This is a genomic window from Rhodobacter sp. NSM (assembly GCF_052244495.1).
In the GTDB taxonomy this organism is placed as follows: domain Bacteria; phylum Pseudomonadota; class Alphaproteobacteria; order Rhodobacterales; family Rhodobacteraceae; genus Cereibacter_A.
In genome coordinates this window covers 1-16,074 of the sequence record NZ_JBQPXH010000005.1, presented here as the reverse complement: position 1 = coordinate 16,074, position 16,074 = coordinate 1, and the positions used below count along the sequence as shown (strand labels likewise).

Annotated in this window: 15 protein-coding genes and 5 pseudogenes; 9 read left to right on the top strand and 11 right to left on the bottom strand. The window is 65.9% G+C overall.

Translation table 11 applies throughout. The features are described from left to right. Nucleotides 1–43: 43 nt before the first annotated feature. From ACTVZP_RS11705 to ACTVZP_RS11690, 4 genes and pseudogenes are all read right to left on the bottom strand, one after another. Entirely contained in the window at nucleotides 44–340 is a 297-nt protein-coding gene (locus ACTVZP_RS11705; protein WP_443212601.1) for a transposase, read from the bottom strand. Nucleotides 341–503: 163 nt separating this feature from the next. Continuing rightward, nucleotides 504–627, bottom strand: a pseudogene (locus ACTVZP_RS11700) (IS3 family transposase); the annotation flags it as partial. Nucleotides 628–792: 165 nt separating this feature from the next. After that, entirely contained in the window at nucleotides 793–1,233 is a 441-nt protein-coding gene (locus ACTVZP_RS11695; RefSeq protein ID WP_443212325.1) for a hypothetical protein, read from the bottom strand. Between the two features lie 135 nt (nucleotides 1,234–1,368). Then, complete coding sequence (locus ACTVZP_RS11690; protein ID WP_443212324.1) at nucleotides 1,369–1,509, bottom strand: hypothetical protein; 141 nt, start codon at nucleotides 1,507–1,509, stop codon at nucleotides 1,369–1,371. A 257-nt stretch (nucleotides 1,510–1,766) separates the two neighbouring features. Between ACTVZP_RS11690 and ACTVZP_RS11685 the strand changes: the two genes are divergently transcribed. The 3 genes from ACTVZP_RS11685 (at nucleotide 1,767) to ACTVZP_RS11675 (ending at nucleotide 4,424) form a co-directional block, all read left to right on the top strand. Next, nucleotides 1,767–2,393 carry a RidA family protein gene (locus tag ACTVZP_RS11685; RefSeq protein ID WP_443212323.1) on the top strand — a complete coding sequence of 209 codons (627 nt, stop codon included), beginning with the start codon at nucleotides 1,767–1,769 and terminating at the stop codon, nucleotides 2,391–2,393. A gap of 37 nt (nucleotides 2,394–2,430) precedes the next feature. Continuing rightward, the gene (locus ACTVZP_RS11680; protein ID WP_443212322.1) at nucleotides 2,431–3,753 is read left to right on the top strand and encodes an acetamidase/formamidase family protein; all 1,323 of its coding nucleotides are present in this window, start codon (nucleotides 2,431–2,433) and stop codon (nucleotides 3,751–3,753) included. A gap of 284 nt (nucleotides 3,754–4,037) precedes the next feature. Then, entirely contained in the window at nucleotides 4,038–4,424 is a 387-nt protein-coding gene (locus tag ACTVZP_RS11675; protein ID WP_443212321.1) for an ester cyclase, read from the top strand. 290 nt (nucleotides 4,425–4,714) lie between these two features. Here ACTVZP_RS11675 and ACTVZP_RS11670 read toward each other — a convergent pair whose 3' ends face one another. Both ACTVZP_RS11670 and ACTVZP_RS11665 read right to left on the bottom strand, forming a co-directional pair. After that, entirely contained in the window at nucleotides 4,715–5,386 is a 672-nt protein-coding gene (locus ACTVZP_RS11670; protein ID WP_443212320.1) for a glutathione S-transferase, read from the bottom strand. 4 nt (nucleotides 5,387–5,390) lie between these two features. Further along, complete coding sequence (locus tag ACTVZP_RS11665; RefSeq protein WP_443212319.1) at nucleotides 5,391–5,738, bottom strand: hypothetical protein; 348 nt, start codon at nucleotides 5,736–5,738, stop codon at nucleotides 5,391–5,393. A gap of 207 nt (nucleotides 5,739–5,945) precedes the next feature. Here ACTVZP_RS11665 and ACTVZP_RS11660 point away from each other — a divergent pair. Then, nucleotides 5,946–6,745: pseudogene (locus ACTVZP_RS11660) on the top strand (IS5 family transposase). A 20-nt stretch (nucleotides 6,746–6,765) separates the two neighbouring features. Here the strand turns inward: ACTVZP_RS11660 and ACTVZP_RS11655 are convergent. Further along, nucleotides 6,766–6,942 (bottom strand): annotated as a pseudogene (locus tag ACTVZP_RS11655) (transposase); the annotation flags it as partial. A gap of 62 nt (nucleotides 6,943–7,004) precedes the next feature. Between ACTVZP_RS11655 and ACTVZP_RS11650 the strand changes: the two are divergent. Further along, nucleotides 7,005–7,139, top strand: a pseudogene (locus tag ACTVZP_RS11650) (IS3 family transposase); the annotation flags it as partial. A gap of 291 nt (nucleotides 7,140–7,430) precedes the next feature. Here the strand turns inward: ACTVZP_RS11650 and ACTVZP_RS11645 are convergent. Beyond that, on the bottom strand, nucleotides 7,431–8,357 hold the full coding sequence (locus tag ACTVZP_RS11645; protein WP_443212318.1) for an AraC family transcriptional regulator: 927 nt from the start codon (nucleotides 8,355–8,357) through the stop codon (nucleotides 7,431–7,433). A gap of 118 nt (nucleotides 8,358–8,475) precedes the next feature. Between ACTVZP_RS11645 and ACTVZP_RS11640 the strand changes: the two genes are divergently transcribed. Then, nucleotides 8,476–9,231, top strand: coding sequence for an SDR family NAD(P)-dependent oxidoreductase (locus ACTVZP_RS11640; protein WP_443212317.1), 756 nt, complete (start codon nucleotides 8,476–8,478; stop codon nucleotides 9,229–9,231). Nucleotides 9,232–9,440: 209 nt separating this feature from the next. Here ACTVZP_RS11640 and ACTVZP_RS11635 read toward each other — a convergent pair whose 3' ends face one another. Further along, nucleotides 9,441–10,238, bottom strand: coding sequence for a tyrosine-type recombinase/integrase (locus tag ACTVZP_RS11635; RefSeq protein ID WP_443212316.1), 798 nt, complete (start codon nucleotides 10,236–10,238; stop codon nucleotides 9,441–9,443). A 296-nt stretch (nucleotides 10,239–10,534) separates the two neighbouring features. After that, nucleotides 10,535–11,158 (bottom strand): phosphatase PAP2 family protein, encoded by a 624-nt coding sequence (locus ACTVZP_RS11630; RefSeq protein WP_443212600.1) that lies wholly within the window; start codon nucleotides 11,156–11,158, stop codon nucleotides 10,535–10,537. A 236-nt stretch (nucleotides 11,159–11,394) separates the two neighbouring features. Between ACTVZP_RS11630 and ACTVZP_RS11625 the strand changes: the two genes are divergently transcribed. The 3 genes from ACTVZP_RS11625 to ACTVZP_RS11615 all read left to right on the top strand — a co-directional run bounded on the left by ACTVZP_RS11625 (nucleotide 11,395) and on the right by ACTVZP_RS11615 (nucleotide 15,141). Beyond that, complete coding sequence (locus tag ACTVZP_RS11625) at nucleotides 11,395–12,072, top strand: response regulator (protein ID WP_443212315.1); 678 nt, start codon at nucleotides 11,395–11,397, stop codon at nucleotides 12,070–12,072. Between the two features lie 89 nt (nucleotides 12,073–12,161). Continuing rightward, the gene (locus tag ACTVZP_RS11620; RefSeq protein ID WP_443212599.1) at nucleotides 12,162–13,460 is read left to right on the top strand and encodes a sensor histidine kinase; all 1,299 of its coding nucleotides are present in this window, start codon (nucleotides 12,162–12,164) and stop codon (nucleotides 13,458–13,460) included. 463 nt (nucleotides 13,461–13,923) lie between these two features. Further along, nucleotides 13,924–15,141, top strand: a complete 1,218-nt coding sequence (locus ACTVZP_RS11615) for an MFS transporter (protein WP_443212314.1) — start codon at nucleotides 13,924–13,926, stop codon at nucleotides 15,139–15,141. Between the two features lie 549 nt (nucleotides 15,142–15,690). Here ACTVZP_RS11615 and ACTVZP_RS11610 read toward each other — a convergent pair. Then, nucleotides 15,691–16,074 (bottom strand): annotated as a pseudogene (locus tag ACTVZP_RS11610) (IS5/IS1182 family transposase); the annotation flags it as partial.

Here is a 16,074-nt window from a genome sequence, read left to right as displayed (position 1 = left end):
GCCGCATTTCACTGGATGCGAAGCGCACTGGCCCACGCCTCGATCACGCCACGCTCCGCCCTAACGCCGATGCTGAAGGCGATCTGCGCAGGAGACCGGGGCCGGGGCCGATGCCTGATGGGAGATCGTGGGGGCGTGTCGCGAATGCTGTGGGAATTCCCTGGCAGCGCGCTCCGGGCGTGTGACCTTGGTGCCCTTCAGGCGGCGCGGTCAAGAGGCATTGCCTTGGTGTCAGCCCGATATGGGCGCCCGCGCTGGACGAACGTCGAAACCGGGACGCATCATCGAAGGCAGCGACCACCGCCATGGCGGTGATCGGCCCAACGCCCGGCGCGGTCATCAGCAGGCGGACGGTCGCATGCTTCTTGGCAACTGACCGGATCCGGCTGTCGAGCGCGGCAATGCGGGCGAGGATTTCCCTGCGCGCCTGCACCAGTGCCTCGAAGATCGGCACGAGATCCGGAGCGACGGGCCTGCCCGTATGGAATGATCCGGCTTCAATCTTAGTGCATGACGGGTCTTGGCGCCACGGACGGGGTGGCCGGCGTAGCGGGTGCGGGTGGCGGCCACTGCGCCGCCCATGGTGCCGGGGGAACGGTAGCCGAGCGATGAATGGGGGCACGGAGTTTCCGAGGTTAGACGCGGCGCCTGCCGGGTATGAGACGGTCGGCATAAACCAGATGGACCAAGCCGGAACGCCCGCCGAACCAGCCCGCAGCCGCGCCCGGCAGAAGCGTCAGCAACCCCGAGAGCGCCCCAGTCGCCACCGCCGATGATGCGGTGGCGGCCGCTTCAGTCGCCCTCTGCTGCGCCTGATCGACCGTCTGCCGATACTGCTGCTCGAGCTGCGCCACCTGCTGTTCCGCCTCCGGCAGGGGAATCCCCCCGCCCTCGGACAGCGCCTGCGCCGCCTGCTGCCGCGCCGGACTCGTCGGAGGCTACGACGCACCGCATGGCATTCACCGCGCGCGCGTCGAGCGCCTCGGGATCGGTGTCGGTGGCGCGGACGCCGCGCTCCAGTGCCTCCAGCAGATTGGCATCCTGCAACATGGGGCCGGCCATCTCGCTCGCGGCCTGCCCGATGCCGCCGACGGCGGTGGAAATGCCGCGGAAGGTGCCCCCGACGACGCTGCCGATCGAGGTGGACACGAGGTAGAGCACCAGCAGCGTCGTCAGCGCCCAAGTCGTGACGCCATGCAGCGCCCCCGTCGTCGCCACGGTCTTTCCCGACATGCGGGCAGCGATGATCCCCGAGAGGGCATATCATCTCGCCGAGACGATGGAGAAGGTGGAGGCCTGCGGTTTGTCGCCTGTACCCGGGTCAAGCGTCGCGGCGCCGATGCCGACGCCGAGCATGGTCAGCATCACCTACACGACCAGCGCGAGCACCACGCCCGCGAAGATGGCGCCCCAGGAGACGCGGTTGATCATGATCGCATGCGCATCCTCACTGGCGCTGGGACGGTCTTCCCCGTGAAGGGAGGGCCGGGAGGTGGTCGCGTCACTCATCTCGCACTTTACGTTCATTATTTTGGCCCTCTTGGAGCCGCCAAATGGGAAAGCGGCTCTGGGAAGCGGCCGCTGGCTTTATCCGGCCCAATGTCCGGGAGGCCGGGGGTTCTCCGATGTCTGATCCCGGCCGGGAAGATCCTCCCGCTCCGCGTCCCTGACAGGGCAAACACACTGTCCCCGAAGGAGTGTTTCCGGCACAGGACGTTCATTCTCGAGACTGGTCCCGGCTGAAGGGCACGCATACCAGTGCCGCGATGGCGAGAAGCACGATCATCGCCGAGGCATCGTTGATCGCCAGTGTCAGCCGAGGGCGCCAACTCCGCAGAGCGGCTTCGTCGTCGGTGGAGTTTTACAATGCAATGCCGCACCACCGTCAGGCGGCTCACCGACCTTCGTATCGCTCATTTGTGGCAGTCATGCCGGACGATCTTCTGGATCTCGGAGGCGTGGTGCCATTGTCAACATGGGTCAAGCGGTTGGCTCCCGCTTCCAAGCCGCGGAACGCATCGCCGTGCCCCGGCCTTTGGCCAGTCCATCCGGGTGCCGCATCGTGCGAGGTCAGGCAGAAGCATCCGCGACCGGGGAGACGGCAGGGCGATTTCGAGATCCAGGCCCGGCAGGCCTTCGAGAACCTCCGGACTTGCCTCGACCGCGCCGGTGCCGGGACGCAGGAGGTCGTCCGGGTTGTCACCTACCTCGCCGACGCCTCGCAGCGCGCGACGCTCAACAGCCTCTTCGGCGAGTATTTCCCGGGTCGGCCCGCCTACCCGCTCCACGCCGATCGTGGAACTGCAGATGGGCCTTCTCCTGTCGATGGAAGCAACGGCCATCTACGGCCGCTGATCGACATCACCGTTTCCCGGTCGGGCCAGCCGCGCTAGGCTTCAGTTGAACAAAGACCCACGGGGAGATCGTGCCATGCCGGAAGGAAAGATCGACACCGCCACCGCCCGCCGCAGCGTCGTGGTCCAAGGCTTCACCAACAGCGTGCTTGACCCGGCCGCGCCGATGCTCGGGCCGCTGGAGGATGGCGGCACCATCATCGCCAACACCGCGCCCGGCTGCTGGGGCCCGATGATCACCCCGCGCCTGCGCGGCGGCCACGAGGTGACCCAGCCGGTCTTCGTCGAGGGAGCCGAGCCCGGCGATGCGGTCGTCATCCGCATCCGCGACATCACCGTGACGTCGATTGCGACGGCCAGTGGCCACGACAGTTCGCCCGAAGGCTTCTGCCTCGGCGATCCCTATGTCGCCGCGCGCTGCCCGGTCTGCGATACGGTCTGGCCGGAGACCCATGTCGAGGGCATCGGTCCGGACGCGGTGAAATGCGACACCTGCGGCAACGCCGTGACGCCGTTCGAGATCGTCCACGGCTACACCGTCGTCTTCGACGAGACCCGCGCCGTGGGCCTCACGCTGCCGAAGGCCGCGGCCGAGACCATCGCGCGCGATGCCTCGCACTACGCCGCGCTGCCGGACCAGTCGGTGCAGCATTCGATCCTGACCTTTGCGCCCTCCGACATGGCCGGCGTGATGGTGCGGATGCGGCCCTTCCTCGGCCAGCTCGGCACCTGCCCGTCGAAGGCGATGCCTGACAGCCACAACGCCGGCGACTTCGGCGCCTTCCTCGTCGGCGCGCCGCACGTCTATGCGATCACCGCCGAGGAGTTGGCCCGGCACAAGACCGACGGTCACATGGACATCGACGCGGTGCGGCCGGGGGCGATCCTCGTGGCGCCGGTCAAGGTGCGCGGCGCGGGCGTCTACATGGGCGACATGCACGCGGCCCAGGGCGATGGCGAGATCGCCGGCCACACGATGGACGTGGCGGGCAGCGTGACGCTGCAGGTCGAGGTGCTGAAGGACTGGCCGATCGACGGGCCGGTGCTGTTCCCGCTGGCCGAGGACTTGCCGCCGCTCGCGCGCCCATTCTCGGCGGCCGAGCGTGCCAAGGCCGAGCGGATGGCGGCGCAATGGGGCGTGACGGAACTGGAAGAGTCGGCGCCGGTTTCGGTCATCGGTACCGCGGCCACGATGAACGCCGCGATCGAGAACGGACTGTCGCGGGCGGCGATTCTCCTCGGCATGACGGTCCCCGAGGTGCGCAACCGCGCGACCATCACTGGCGCGATCGAGATCGGCCGCGCTCCCGGGGTGGTGACGGTGACGCTGCTGGCGCCGATGTCGCGCCTCGATGCCGTGGGGCTGGGGGACTACGCGCGAGAACAGTACGGAATGTAGAAGGGCCTGTTCGGTCGAGACCGGCCGCCCGAATGCGCGGGCGGCCAGCCTTTCACGTGCTTCGATTGCATCCCGATCGCAGGCCGTGTCGCGCATCAGCCGATGCGCCGTTACAATATGGAGCAGCCGGCTCTGAGCCGCAGATCGGCTCTCCCTGCGCCGACCTCCGAAGCGGCCAGTTGAGCGCGTTGCAGCGAGGCGATCGAGCAGCCGAGAGGCGCCGGTCGGGAGCTTGCCAAGACCTTCGCGCCACTTATCCAATTCTGTCGCACGAGGCTTAAACCATGACGAAAGACAAGATCACCGAGGCGTACCGGGCGTATATCGCCTGCTTGAACGGTCAGGACTGGGAGAGGCTTCACCAGCACGTGGCCGACCAGGTGAGATACAACGGAACCGCAATCGGTTTGAACGGCTACAAGAATATGCTTATCGAAGATTTTCGTGCGATCCCCGACCTTTCCTTCAAGATTGCAATGCTGGTCTGCGATCCTCCAGTGATCGCCAGCCGTCTGATCTTCGACTGCACTCCTACAGGCTTGCTCTTTGGATTGCCCGTGAATGGGTCACGGGTCCGTTTCGAGGAGAATGTCTTCTACGAATACCAGCACGGGAAGGTCTCTTCCGTCTGGTCGATCATCGACAAGTCAGCCGTGGCTGCACAACTCTGAACTCTTACCGGATGGGAGGGGCGACACCGGTGATCAGCTGCGCCCCGCACGAACGTCACCTCTGGGCCGGATTGATGCCTCGCATCAGGTCACCACGCGCATGCCCCCGCCTGGAAGCCGTCCACCGCCCTCGATTTCAGCGAGTATGTGTCAGCCAACCAAAAGAAGCGACTCTGTCTGCGATCTTTCGCTTCCTCTGCGCTGCGGACACTGGCCTGTTAAGGTCAAGGAACGCTGCAGGATGATGCGACGAAAGACCGCGTCCCACGCGCCGGACGGCTATCGCCCCGTCACAGAACCCGCCGGAGAGACTTCTCGATGTCCCCGCCGCACCACGCTTCTCCAAACCGATCGCGGCTATTTCGGGCCTGCGCGGAAAGGGACGGCAGCGCACGGACCCTGTCCGTCAGTTGCGTGACGCCCGGTGCCTCCGCCTCGAGCACAGGACGCAGGCGGGGGAGCCGGTCGGTCATCACGCCCCAGAGCGTGGCGGTAACGATCTGCGCCAGGCCTTCCTCGTCGGCGGGAAGCCAGCCACGGGCGTGCGTCGCCTCCCATATGTGCATCCACCGACGCAGACGGGGCTGATAGTCCGCCCAAGCGGTTTCGGTCCACATCGACTTGCCACCATCCAGGGTCATCTCATCCAGAACGTCATTGGCGTCGTTGACCAGCTTCATTGCAAGCGCACCGCGATGCGGCTCTTCGGGCAGCAATCCGAAGCGCTGACCAAGCCAGAAGCAGATGGCGGGCATCTCGGCCACGGCCTCGCCCGAGGCGGTGTCGACCAGCAGCGGCGGCGCCATATGAGGGACAGGCTGCGCGGCAGGATCGGCCCGCATCATCGAACTGATCGCAGCGGCGTCCGGCTCTTCAACCGTGGCGCCCTGGTGGGCGAGGATCGCGCGGATGAATTCTCCCCGGAAGGGGATCGGCCAGTAGTAGAGCGTATAGTCCGCCATCGTGCTATCGCGCCTCCCGCCAATGAGGGTAGGTGACATAGGCGGTGACCGCGCCTTCATCCATCGCCTTGATGGTGACCGACTCGCCCTTGGGCATATGGACGATCCCGCCCGGCCCGACCGAGTTCGTCCTGTCGTCCGAGGTGATCAAAATGCTTCCTTCGAGAACGATCATCACGTCATCGACCGCCATCGTCTCGGTCAGACCCTGGTTCGGCCCATACCTCCCGTAGCCGATCGTGACAGGAGCGCCATGACGCTCGTCGACCAGATTGGCGGTGAACACGTCGCTGTCCTGATCGGGAGAACGCTCGAACGACGCATCCTGAATTGTATAGGTCCGGACCTTCATTTCGCCGCTCCCCTGCATGAAGTCCCGCTTCACGGGCTTCGGGAACAACGGACCCACACCTCTGGCGGTTTCATGGCCTTGTCCGGATGAGCGCATGTCCGCGCCTGCGCCCGCCGGGTGCGCATTAGCGAACCTGCTCAATTAGGCTCCAGACCCATTGATTTCAGGCGGTTCGCGTGATTCAGGCCTCGCAAGGAGACCTGGCCGATGAGCAACCTCTACTGGCTGTCCCACGCGCAAATGGAGCGCCTGAAGCCGTTCGTCGGGACGACAGTCCACCGGACTGTCTTCTGATCCTCCTCACCTCCGAAGGGCCATGGCAAGCCACGCGTCGACGACCGGCGCGTCCTGAGCGGCATTATCTTCATCAACCGCAATGGATTACGGTGGTGCGACGCCCCCGGGGAATACGGTCCGGCCAAGACCCTGTACAACCGCTGGAAGCGTTGGAGCGACAATGGTGTCTTCGCACGGATCATGATGGGTCTGGCGGCCGAGAGGGCCGAGCACAAGACGATCATGATCGACGCGACCTACCTGAAAGCGCATCGCACGGCCTCCAGCCTGTGCGCGAAAAAGGGGGACGTGCGCGTCAGATAGGTCGGACGAAGGGCGGCATGAACACCAGACTGCCCGCCGTCGCCGATGCGAAGGGGCGGCCGATCGGGTTCTTCATGTCGGCCGGTCCGGTCAGCGACTACACCGGCGCGGCGGCGCTGCTGGACAGCCTTCCAAAAGCCGACTGGCTTCTGGCCGATCGGGGCTACGACGCGGACTTGCTGCGAGATGCGTTGAAGGACAAAGGGATGAAGGTCTGCATCCCGGGCAGGAAGACCCGCAGGAAGCCGGTGAGGCACGACAAGCGGAGGTACAGGCGCCGCAAACGCATCGAGATCATGTTCGGCCGCCTCAAGGACTGGAGACGCGTCGCCACCCAATACGACCGCTGCCCGGAAACGTTCTTCTCCGCTATCGACCTCGCAGCCACCGTCCTGTTCTGGCTCTGAAATTCAATGCGTCTGGAGCCTAAGCCATTGCGGTTGATGAAGATAATGCCGCTCAGGACGCGCCGGTCGTCGACGCGTGGCTTGCCATGGCTCTTCGGAAATGAGGAGGATCAGACGACAGTCCGGTGGGCTGTCGTCCCGACGAACGGCTTCAGGCGCTCCATTTGCGTGTCCGTCAGCCAGTAGAGGTTGCTCATCGGTCAGGTCTCCTTGCGAAGCCTGAGTCACGCGAACCGTCTGAATCAATGGGTCTGGAGCCTACAACACAAGGCGCCCGCATTCATCGCTCGGGTACCGTCCCCCGGCACCACTGGCGGTGCAGTGGCAGGCTTCGCCAACCGCACCCGCTACGCCGGCCACCTCAAATGTGGCGCCACGACCTGTCATGCACTAAGATTGAAAACGGACCACCCCGTGGGGGCAGGCCTACGCCTACCCTCATGGCCCTGATAAGGATCGTGGCTGGCGAACCCGATTGGCACTCTGTCAAGGGTCCTGGGAAAGCGGCTGATCTGGTCAAATTGCGGGACGGACGCAGAAACCCGGCAGCCTGACACGCGGCTGACAACGGACAGCTTGGATAGCACCAACTCGCTTGACCGCATAGGTGTGGCGCCCATTCTGATGGGCTTGCCACACCTTTGCGAATGATGCCGCGCTTGATGACCCACACCAGTTACGTATCTCAAGCGCTCAGCCGGGCGTCCCGCATATCTTTGCCTGGTGGAGTGCCGAACAGGCGGGCATAATCGCGGGTAAATTGCGGCACGCTCTCGTATCCGACGGTGTTGGCGGCATGGCTGATCGCGGTTCCCTGCGCCAGCATCAGGCGGCGCGCCTCAATGAGGCGCAATTGCTTCTGGAACTGCAGCGGCGACAGGGTGGTGATCGCGCGAAAATGCAGGTGAAAGGAGGACTCGCTCATCCCTGTCACCGCAGCCAGATCGGCGATGCGTAGTTTGGTCGCGTAATCCTGGCGGATCAGGGCCACTGCTCGGGCGATACGGTGCGCATGGCTGTCGACCGCCCCGAGCGCCCGGATCGCGGCGCCGTGCCGGCCTGTCATCAGCCAGTAATGCATCTCCCGCAGAAGGGCCTCGCCCAGAACCGGCTGCGCGGCGGGTCGGTCAAGAAGGCGCATCAGCCGCAAGGCGGCATCCGTCACATCCGGGTCGGCAGGCTCAATCCTGACCGAGGCCGTATCGCAGGCGCGCAGATCGGCCTCGACCGAAAGCGTGCGCAACAGGGCCGGGTCTAGTTCCAGCGCCACTGCGTAATAGGGGGCGACGGGGCTTGCCTCCGTGATCTCGCTGATGGTTGGCACATCAGCGGTGATCACCAGCGCCTCTCCGGGGCCGTAGTCAAAGCTGCTCGTGCCCATGGTTACGCGCTTGCGACCCTGAAGGCAGATGGCAATGAGAGGCTTCTGCACGACCACTTGCAACTCACCGCGATGGCGTTGCCGCACCACGCCCAAGCCGCGAAACGGTGTCAGTGCGTAACCGAAGCGGTCGGCATGGGCATCGGCATGGCGGCGGACAAGGTCGAGAAGGCTGAGCATCGGCAGGCTCCAGACGAAGAGGTTCGCAGTATCAGGCAAGAAATGCCGCATCCTCGCAAGCCTGCACGCCGAACTTCGGGGAAACAGGCAAGAGAAGCCGAGGAACAGGCAACCAAGGCCGGTCGGCCCGCACCATCTTCCTCTCATCGTCTCAGATGAGGAACAAGACATGAGCAAGATCGCAGTGGTCACCGGCGCCAACCGTGGCCTCGGCCGCAATACCGCCCTTTCCATCGCTCGCCATGGTGGGGATGTCGTCGTCGCCTATCGCGGCAATGCCGCACAAGCCGCCGAAGTCGTCGGGGAAATCGAAGCGCTTGGCCGCAAGGCCGTGGCGCTGCGGCTCGATGTTTCAAAAGTGGCGGAACTTCCGTCCTTTGCCGCCATACTGCAGGCTAGCCTGCGCGATGTCTGGGGGCGCGACAGCTTCGACCACTTGGTGAACAACGCCGGGCATGGCGAGTTCACCTCCTTCGCCGAGACCACCGAGGCCCAGTTCGACGGGCTCTTCGACGTGCATGTGAAGGGCGTCTACTTCCTGACACAGGTCTTGCTGCCGCTGATCACCGACGGTGGGCGGATCGTGAACTTCTCGACCGGGCTGACGCGGTTTTCGGCTGAGGGCTTTTCGGCCTATGCCTCGGCCAAGGGGGCTGTCGAGGTGCTAACGCGGTATCTGGCAAAGGAACTCGGCCCCCGTGGCATCTCCGTGAACACCGTGGCTCCGGGCGCGATAGAGACCGATTTCGGGGGCGGGATCGTGCGCGACAATGCCGATGTGAACGCGCTCTACGCGGGAATGACGGCGCTTGGCCGAGTGGGCCAGCCCGATGATATCGGCCCGATGGTGGCAAGCCTGCTGTCGGACGCCAATCGCTGGGTTACGGCACAGCGGATCGAGGTCTCGGGCGGTCAGGCGATCTGAACCCGTGGCAACAGATCGGCGCAACAAAGCGCTGACCTGTCGTCGGGGCGGCGCGGATGGATGATTTGTGCTGTCAGCCTACGACAGCGTTGCGGACGGCCGCTCCCCTGAAGGTTTTTCGGCGTGGACCGCGGCGCGACGTGAGCCGCCTGGTGGTGGCGGTCCACGTTGACAAACGTCGGGACGAAGCCGCGTGGGCCAAGCGCAGCTTATGGGGAAAGAGCACTGACGTCAGGGCTTTCCATGATTATCCGCATCGACCGGAGGTGCGAAGGCCGCGTGCAACGGGAGCTTTTCGTGGCGAAGCTGTGGCGCAGGGTATGCAGCGTCGCAGACCGCGTCACGCCTGCCATGTGCTTGGCGGATGCAAACGCCCGGTTCAACCGACGCGGCGAGATCGGACTGACCCTCGGCAAGCCCGGGAACAGCCAGCCATCGGGCCGTGTCTCGCGCCAGCAATCGCGCAGCAGCTCCAATAGGCCAGGTGACAACATGGCCTTGCGGTCACGTTCCCTTTTGCCTTCCTCGACATGGATCATCATCCGGTCGCTCTCGATATCCTGAACCCGGAGAGGGCAGACCTCGGCTGCACGCAAGCCCGCGCCATAGCTGATCCCGAGGGCGGCGCGACACTTCAACCCAGACCCCGGTGCTGCCGCCGGGATGTCACCGACCACCTCGATGCTGAGCACCGCCAGCAGGTTGCGCGGCGCCCGCCGGAACTGCATGTGCCGCTTCATCTCGTCCCGCCCGCAGGTCATGCCGAAGAAGAACCGCAGCGATACGATCCGCACGTTGAAGGTCGTTGCGGTCATACCGGCATTCGTCAGGTGGAGCTGATAGGCGCGCAGCTCCTCTGGCGTGGCAGTGTCCGGTGACCGCCTCAGAAACATCGCGATATCCTTGACGGCCCGGATGTGCGCGGCTTGGGTCTTCTCGGCCATGCCGCGAATGCGCATGTCTTCAATCATCCGCTGGCGCAGCGGGGTGGTCTTCTCCTCCTTCATCGACGCCTCCTGTGTGACGGGTGGGAAGACCCCAATCGTCAGGCCGGAAAGGCCTTGCACAAAGGACAGCGCTGACAGTGATGCTGAACGCCAACCACGGGCCCCCAATGCCGCGGAGCGGCTCAGTCCATCCCTGCAGAGCGGACATGGTCCGGTCGATTTCTCTGCGCCAAGCACGAACGCCCGGTTTGAGAAGCGGCACGGCAGCATCCGTCAATCGTCGAGCGGCCGCAACGGGCCGGATTATACAACCGGCCGCCATAAAGCGGTGCCGAGACCAGTTTCTTTGCGCACGGTCATTCCGATCCCCCGATGGGTGGGGTCAGGATGAGCTGCGCGAGGACCAGGAAGACGAGGGTACAGAGCAGCCAGGCCAGGACGACGTCGGAGAGGTAGTGACCTCCGAAGGCGACGCGGTTGAGCGAGACGGCTGCGGCGTAGAGCGCGGTGAGGGTCGTGACGGCGGACCGATACGGTCGAGGCACCAGCAATGCCGCGGCGACGAGCCAGACAGCCGAGGAGGCCTCGCCGCTGACGAAGGAGCAGTTGCTGTCGCACCAGTCGCTGATGACCCAGACCTTCTGGTAGGGTGCCTCGCCGCCGAAGAGGTCCGTCTCTCGCGGTCGCGGCCGACCCCAATGTGCCTTGAGAATGCCGTTCACCAGGAGGCCCGGACCTACCAGGAGACAGGACAGCAGCCAGAGTGATCGGGGCGATCCCCGCCGCGTCCAAGCGCGACGGGCGATGTGGAAGAGCGCCACCAGCGCGATGCCCCGCATGAGAAATTCAGCGCTGGACCTCAGCGTCCGCAGCATCGGACTGTTCTGCAGCACGAAGCCCTCGTCGGCATCGTAGAACCATTCGCTGACGGTCTGGTCGACGCCGGGGAAGGCGTAGAAGAACCAGCTGCCGCCAATCACGGCCAAGGCCGCCAGAATAATCTGCGAGTACTGGACGGCGGGCGCGGGGCGGGCGCGGGCGAGGGGACCAGATGAGGGAGGAACTGGGTTCATGCCCCAGTGGCTAGACCCCGTGGCTGGCACAAAACTTGCAGGACAGGAGCGATCGGAACTGACGGGAAGGCGGGACGGCAATCCGTGTCCTTCGCCCCAAAGTCCGCGTTGACCGTTCCGCGTCGGTGCGCCAAGACTCCGCGATGCGCATCCTTCTGGCAGAAGACGATCGCCAGCTTGCCGAAGCCCTCGCGCGCCGTCTCGCGGAGGCGGGTCATGCCGTGGACGTGTTCCCCTCCGTCGCCGACGCAGAGGCCGCGTGGACTATGGCGCCCTACGATCTGGCCATCATCGACGTGATGCTGGAGGACGGCGATGGTCGTGCTCTGGTGAAGACGATCCGGGCCGCGGGATTGGCGACGCCGACGCTTATCCTGACCGCGCGCGACGAGATCGGGGACCGCGTCGCGGGGCTGGACGCGGGGGCCGACGACTACCTGGTGAAGCCCTTCGCCACGGACGAACTCCTCGCGCGCTTGCGGGCGCTCGGCCGACGGACCGGCTACCTGACCGCGTCGGAGTTGCGGATCGGCAACCTGACCTACACGCCCTTGACCATGACCCTCGTCGTCGGCGACCAGCCGGTCCGGCTGACGGCCATGGAGCATGCCGCGCTCGACCATCTTCTGCGAGCCGGGGACCGGATCACGCCGAAGGGCCGGATGGGCGAGTACCTCTACTCTTTCGACGACGACTGGACCGAGAACGCGGTCGAGTCGGTGATCCATCGACTGCGCAAGAAGCTGTCCGGCGCGGGAGCGACCGTCGAGCTGAAGGCCCTGCGCGGCCTTGGCTATCTGCTCGTTGAGGTGCCGGAGTGAGCCGGCCGTATCGCCTTGATGTCCGGCTGGCCTTCATCGTCAGCGCGGTGTCGGTCTCGCTCCTGTCGGCAGTCGGGACCTTCCTCGTGATGGAGTTCACGGGCGAGCAGATCGCGATCGAGGAGCGCGGGCTGGCTTCGCAGGTCGAGGACTGGGCCACCCGGGTGAGGCGTGGGGCCGACGGCGCCGTGACCTTCGCGCGGCCGGCCGAGACGACGCAGGAGCTGGATGCGCCCTACACCGGCCTGCTGACCGGCGCGCGGCCCATCTACGGCTACGCGGTCGTCGACGGGGACGGCCACCTTCTGGATCGCTCGGAGGCCAACGTTCCCGCTGGCCGGCCCGGCCCCCCGAGCCCGGACCCCGTACTGTCGAGCGGTCCGGCGCTGGATGGGTCCGGCGTTCTTCTGATCGGCGAGCTGTATGTCCCGGAAGCCGGTGCTTGGCTACGGGTAGCACGTGCACGGTCGGATGTGGACGCCTTGGCCAACACGTTCTTCGCCCAGGTTCTGGAAGAGCTGGGTTGGGTCGCGCTGGCGATGTTGGCGGTGTCGGTCGCAACCGTCGTGGCGATCGTCCGCATGAGCCTCCGCGGCCTGCGGCAGGTCGCTGCCCAGGCGGAACGGATCACTTTCGACAACCTCCGCCAGGAACGCCTCGGCGGCGAGGCGGCTCCCGCGGAGGTCCAGCCCCTCATCCGGGCCGTCAACAAGGCGCTCGACAGCATTGAGGTGGGCGCAGCCGCGCAGCGCGACTTTTCGATACACGCCGCCCATGAGCTGCGGACGCCCCTGGCCGACCTGCGCCTCCGGCTGGAGGGGCCGCCTTCGGACGCGGACCGCAGGGCCGCCCTGCGCGACGTCGATGCGATGGCGCGCCTGGTCGAGCAGCTCCTCCACATCGCCCGCCTCGACGGCGGCGGCGGGTTGCATCTCAGGATGCTCGACCTGTCGGAAACAGTGACGCAGATCCTGCAGGAGGCTGCGCCGCGCCTCGTGTCGGAAGGCTGGCCGATCGAGGCGGAAGGCCTGACGTCGCCAATTCCCGTCTTGGGCGATCCGACCTTGATCGCGCTCGTGCTGCGCAACCTGCTCGACAACGTCCGCAAGCATACGCCTCCCGGAACATCGGTGACGGTTCGAGCCGATGAGGACGGCACCGTCTGCTTCGAGGATACCGGTCACGGACCGCCACCGCGAATCCCCGAAAGCGACTTCGTCCGGTTCGCGCGCGGCCCGGGTGACATGCGCGTCGGCAGCGGTCTCGGCCTGTCCATCTGCGAGACTGCGATGCGCCGCATGGGCGGAACATTTCGACTGGACCGCTCCGGCGGTGGCTGCCGGTTCATGATGGCATTTCGGAGGGTGGCGGATTCGGACGCTCGATGAAGGCGCCGCTGACGGATATCAGTTCGACACCCACGACGACAACCGACGTTGAGGAGCCGCCATTCACAGGAATGCAGCGCAGCCTCCGAGCTCCGCTCTGAGCCGTTCGACGCTGATGCCGACCATATTGCTGCCTCCTTTCCTCCAGTAAGCCCAGTTCCTCCCACATCCAGCGGCAATCGTCGGTCATGGGCGTCCCATCGGCCTTTGCGCTGTTGTTCGCGAGCAGTTTCGGACATTCTTCCGTCGCCTGGTGCGAGGCAGCGGCGACTTCGGCTGAGGCAAGCCACACCCGGTGCGGAAGGTTGCCGCTGGCGTGGATCGCAGGTTAACCCGGGGGTGAAGGTCGGGGAGCGTGCCGCCCCTGCAACTGCCGCCTTCCCGCAGAGGCCAGCCGGCGCTTGCAGCCAGCCCTCCGGCATGCGCTACTGGCGGCCTTTCCCGCGATACCCCGAAGGCCATCATGACCATCTCGACCGCGCGCCGCCCCACCACCTATCTTGCCGTCCTGGTGGTGCTGGGCCTTTCGCATCTCCTGAACGATCTGATGCAGTCGCTGATCCCGGCCGCCTATCCGATCCTCAAGGACGCCTATGCGCTCGATTTCGTGCAGATCGGCCTGATCACCATGACCTTCCAGATCGCGGGCTCGCTGCTGCAGCCGGTGGTGGGCATGGTGACCGATCGCCATCCCGCGCCCTATTCGCCGGTGGTGGGCATGATGTTCACCCTCTCCGGCCTGGTCAGCCTTGCCTTTGCGCATGGCTACGCGACGATCCTCGTCTCGGTCGCGTTGATCGGCATCGGATCGTCGATCTTCCACCCCGAGGCGACCCGGATGGCGCGCTACGCCGCCGGCGGCCGGCAGGGGCTGGCGCAGGGTATCTTCCAGGTCGGCGGCCAGGCCGGCGGGGCGCTCGGGCCGATCTTTGCCGCGCTGATCATCGTGCCCTGGGGGCAGCCGAGCCTCGCGCTCTTCGCGGTGGCGGCGCTCGTTGCGATGATGCTGCTGGCCTGGATCGGCAGCCGGCAGCGCGAGATCAGCGCCGCATTCGCGGCGCACCGGGCCGGCACCGGCACGAGAGGCGACACCGCCCGCCACGCGCCGCGCACCATCGCGATCGGCCTTGTCTCACTGACCCTGCTGATGTTTGCCAAGAACGCCTATGCCGAGAGCTTCCGGTCGTTCTACACTTTCTACCTGATGGACCGGTTCGGGCTGTCGATCCCGTCGGCGCAGGTGATGCTCTTCGTCTTCCTGCTTGCCGCGGCGGTGGGCGTGCTGATCGGAGGCATCGTCGGCGACCGGATCGGCCGCGCCCGGATCATCTGGATCTCGGTGCTGGGGCCGCTGCCGCTGACGCTGATCCTGCCCTATGCCGACCTGTTCTGGACCGGGGTGCTGACGGTGCTGATCAACCTGATCATGGCCAGCGCGTTCGCCTCGATCCTGATCTATGCGATGGACCTGCTGCCGAACCGGATCGGGCTGATCGGAGGTTTGTTCTACGGGCTGAACTTCGGCCTCGGCGGGGTCGCGGCGGCGCTGCTCGGGGTGCTGGCCGAAAGCTACGGGATCGAGGCCGTCTACCGGATCTGCTCGTTCCTGCCGCTTGCGGGGCTACTCGCGTGGTTCCTCCCCCGCCTCGCCGAAGACCGCGCCGAGGGGCCTCCGCACTAACCGCCTCGCGACCGGAGGTCCGGCGGCTGGATACCTGGTCCATCATGCTGAAAACGGGCGCGCTGAACGACGCGGGCTTCCACCAGCCGTTCTTCTTCCTGCTGCACAGGATCTCACCGGAGGTGTTCGGCACCCGGTCTCCGGGGGCATGAGCCGGAAGGCCGCTCCGCCACGTCCGGATTATCGCTGCAGCGCGCTCGGGCCGGTGCGGAGGGCGAAGAACCTGCCCAGTTCTTCGGCCAACTCGTCCGGCGCCTCCTCTGCCATGTGGTGGCCGCAGGCAATCCCGCGCCCTTCGGGTCGTCCGACCATGCGCACCAGACGCCGGGCACGTCGCCGTAGAGCTCCTCGATATCGTCGTGGAGCGACCACAGGACGAGAAGCGGGCACGAGAGCCTGCGGCCGCAGTGGCGATCCTCGGCGTCATGCGCGGCATCGATCCCGAGGCCTGCGCGATAGTCCTCCAGCATGCCGTGGACGGTGGCGGGGTCGTGAAGGCGTTGTTGCAGAACGCCAGCTTAAGGCGCAGTGCCCGCTTTCCCCTCGGCGTCAGGCGACGCGGACGATCTCGGCGGTGCCGAGGACGTTGAAGCGGCTCATGAGCGCGACGCGGATGTGGATCTCGGCGGTCCGACGGTCGGGGTCCTTTGCCATGATGCGTTCGCCGAAGGCCTTGAGCCGAGCCGGTGAGCGCCACCGGTTCGAGCGAACCGGCGAGGGCATCTTCGCTTCGATCCGGCTGCGGGCGTGGTAGCCCGTCCATCGCTTTTAGAACGCCCGGCCATAGTGACGGGTGGCGCGCAGGGTCTCGTTTCTGGCCCGAGCGGCCGGACCATCTCCCTTCCAGGGTCGGCCGTTCCGGCGGATAGGGATGACCGCTGTGGCGCGGCGCTCGACGATGGCGGTGTGACAGCGGCGCGTGTGGTAGGCACC

Excerpts from the sequence above, each read along its gene's own strand:
- ACTVZP_RS11670 (WP_443212320.1), bottom strand. The coding sequence starts at position 5,386 with ATGGCGGACTATACGCTCTACTACTGGCCGATCCCCTTCCGGGGAGAA.
- ACTVZP_RS11635 (WP_443212316.1), bottom strand. The coding sequence starts at position 10,238 with ATGAAGGAGGAGAAGACCACCCCGCTGCGCCAGCGGATGATTGAAGAC.
- ACTVZP_RS11675 (WP_443212321.1), top strand. The coding sequence starts at position 4,038 with ATGACGAAAGACAAGATCACCGAGGCGTACCGGGCGTATATCGCCTGC.
- ACTVZP_RS11705 (WP_443212601.1), bottom strand. The coding sequence starts at position 340 with ATGACCGCGCCGGGCGTTGGGCCGATCACCGCCATGGCGGTGGTCGCT.
- ACTVZP_RS11625 (WP_443212315.1), top strand. The coding sequence starts at position 11,395 with ATGCGCATCCTTCTGGCAGAAGACGATCGCCAGCTTGCCGAAGCCCTC.
- ACTVZP_RS11665 (WP_443212319.1), bottom strand. The coding sequence starts at position 5,738 with ATGAAGGTCCGGACCTATACAATTCAGGATGCGTCGTTCGAGCGTTCT.
- ACTVZP_RS11615 (WP_443212314.1), top strand. The coding sequence starts at position 13,924 with ATGACCATCTCGACCGCGCGCCGCCCCACCACCTATCTTGCCGTCCTG.
- ACTVZP_RS11690 (WP_443212324.1), bottom strand. The coding sequence starts at position 1,509 with ATGAGTGACGCGACCACCTCCCGGCCCTCCCTTCACGGGGAAGACCGT.
- ACTVZP_RS11640 (WP_443212317.1), top strand. The coding sequence starts at position 8,476 with ATGAGCAAGATCGCAGTGGTCACCGGCGCCAACCGTGGCCTCGGCCGC.
- ACTVZP_RS11645 (WP_443212318.1), bottom strand. The coding sequence starts at position 8,357 with ATGCGGCATTTCTTGCCTGATACTGCGAACCTCTTCGTCTGGAGCCTG.
- ACTVZP_RS11680 (WP_443212322.1), top strand. The coding sequence starts at position 2,431 with ATGCCGGAAGGAAAGATCGACACCGCCACCGCCCGCCGCAGCGTCGTG.
- ACTVZP_RS11695 (WP_443212325.1), bottom strand. The coding sequence starts at position 1,233 with ATGTCGGGAAAGACCGTGGCGACGACGGGGGCGCTGCATGGCGTCACG.
- ACTVZP_RS11620 (WP_443212599.1), top strand. The coding sequence starts at position 12,162 with ATGGAGTTCACGGGCGAGCAGATCGCGATCGAGGAGCGCGGGCTGGCT.
- ACTVZP_RS11685 (WP_443212323.1), top strand. The coding sequence starts at position 1,767 with ATGGCGAGAAGCACGATCATCGCCGAGGCATCGTTGATCGCCAGTGTC.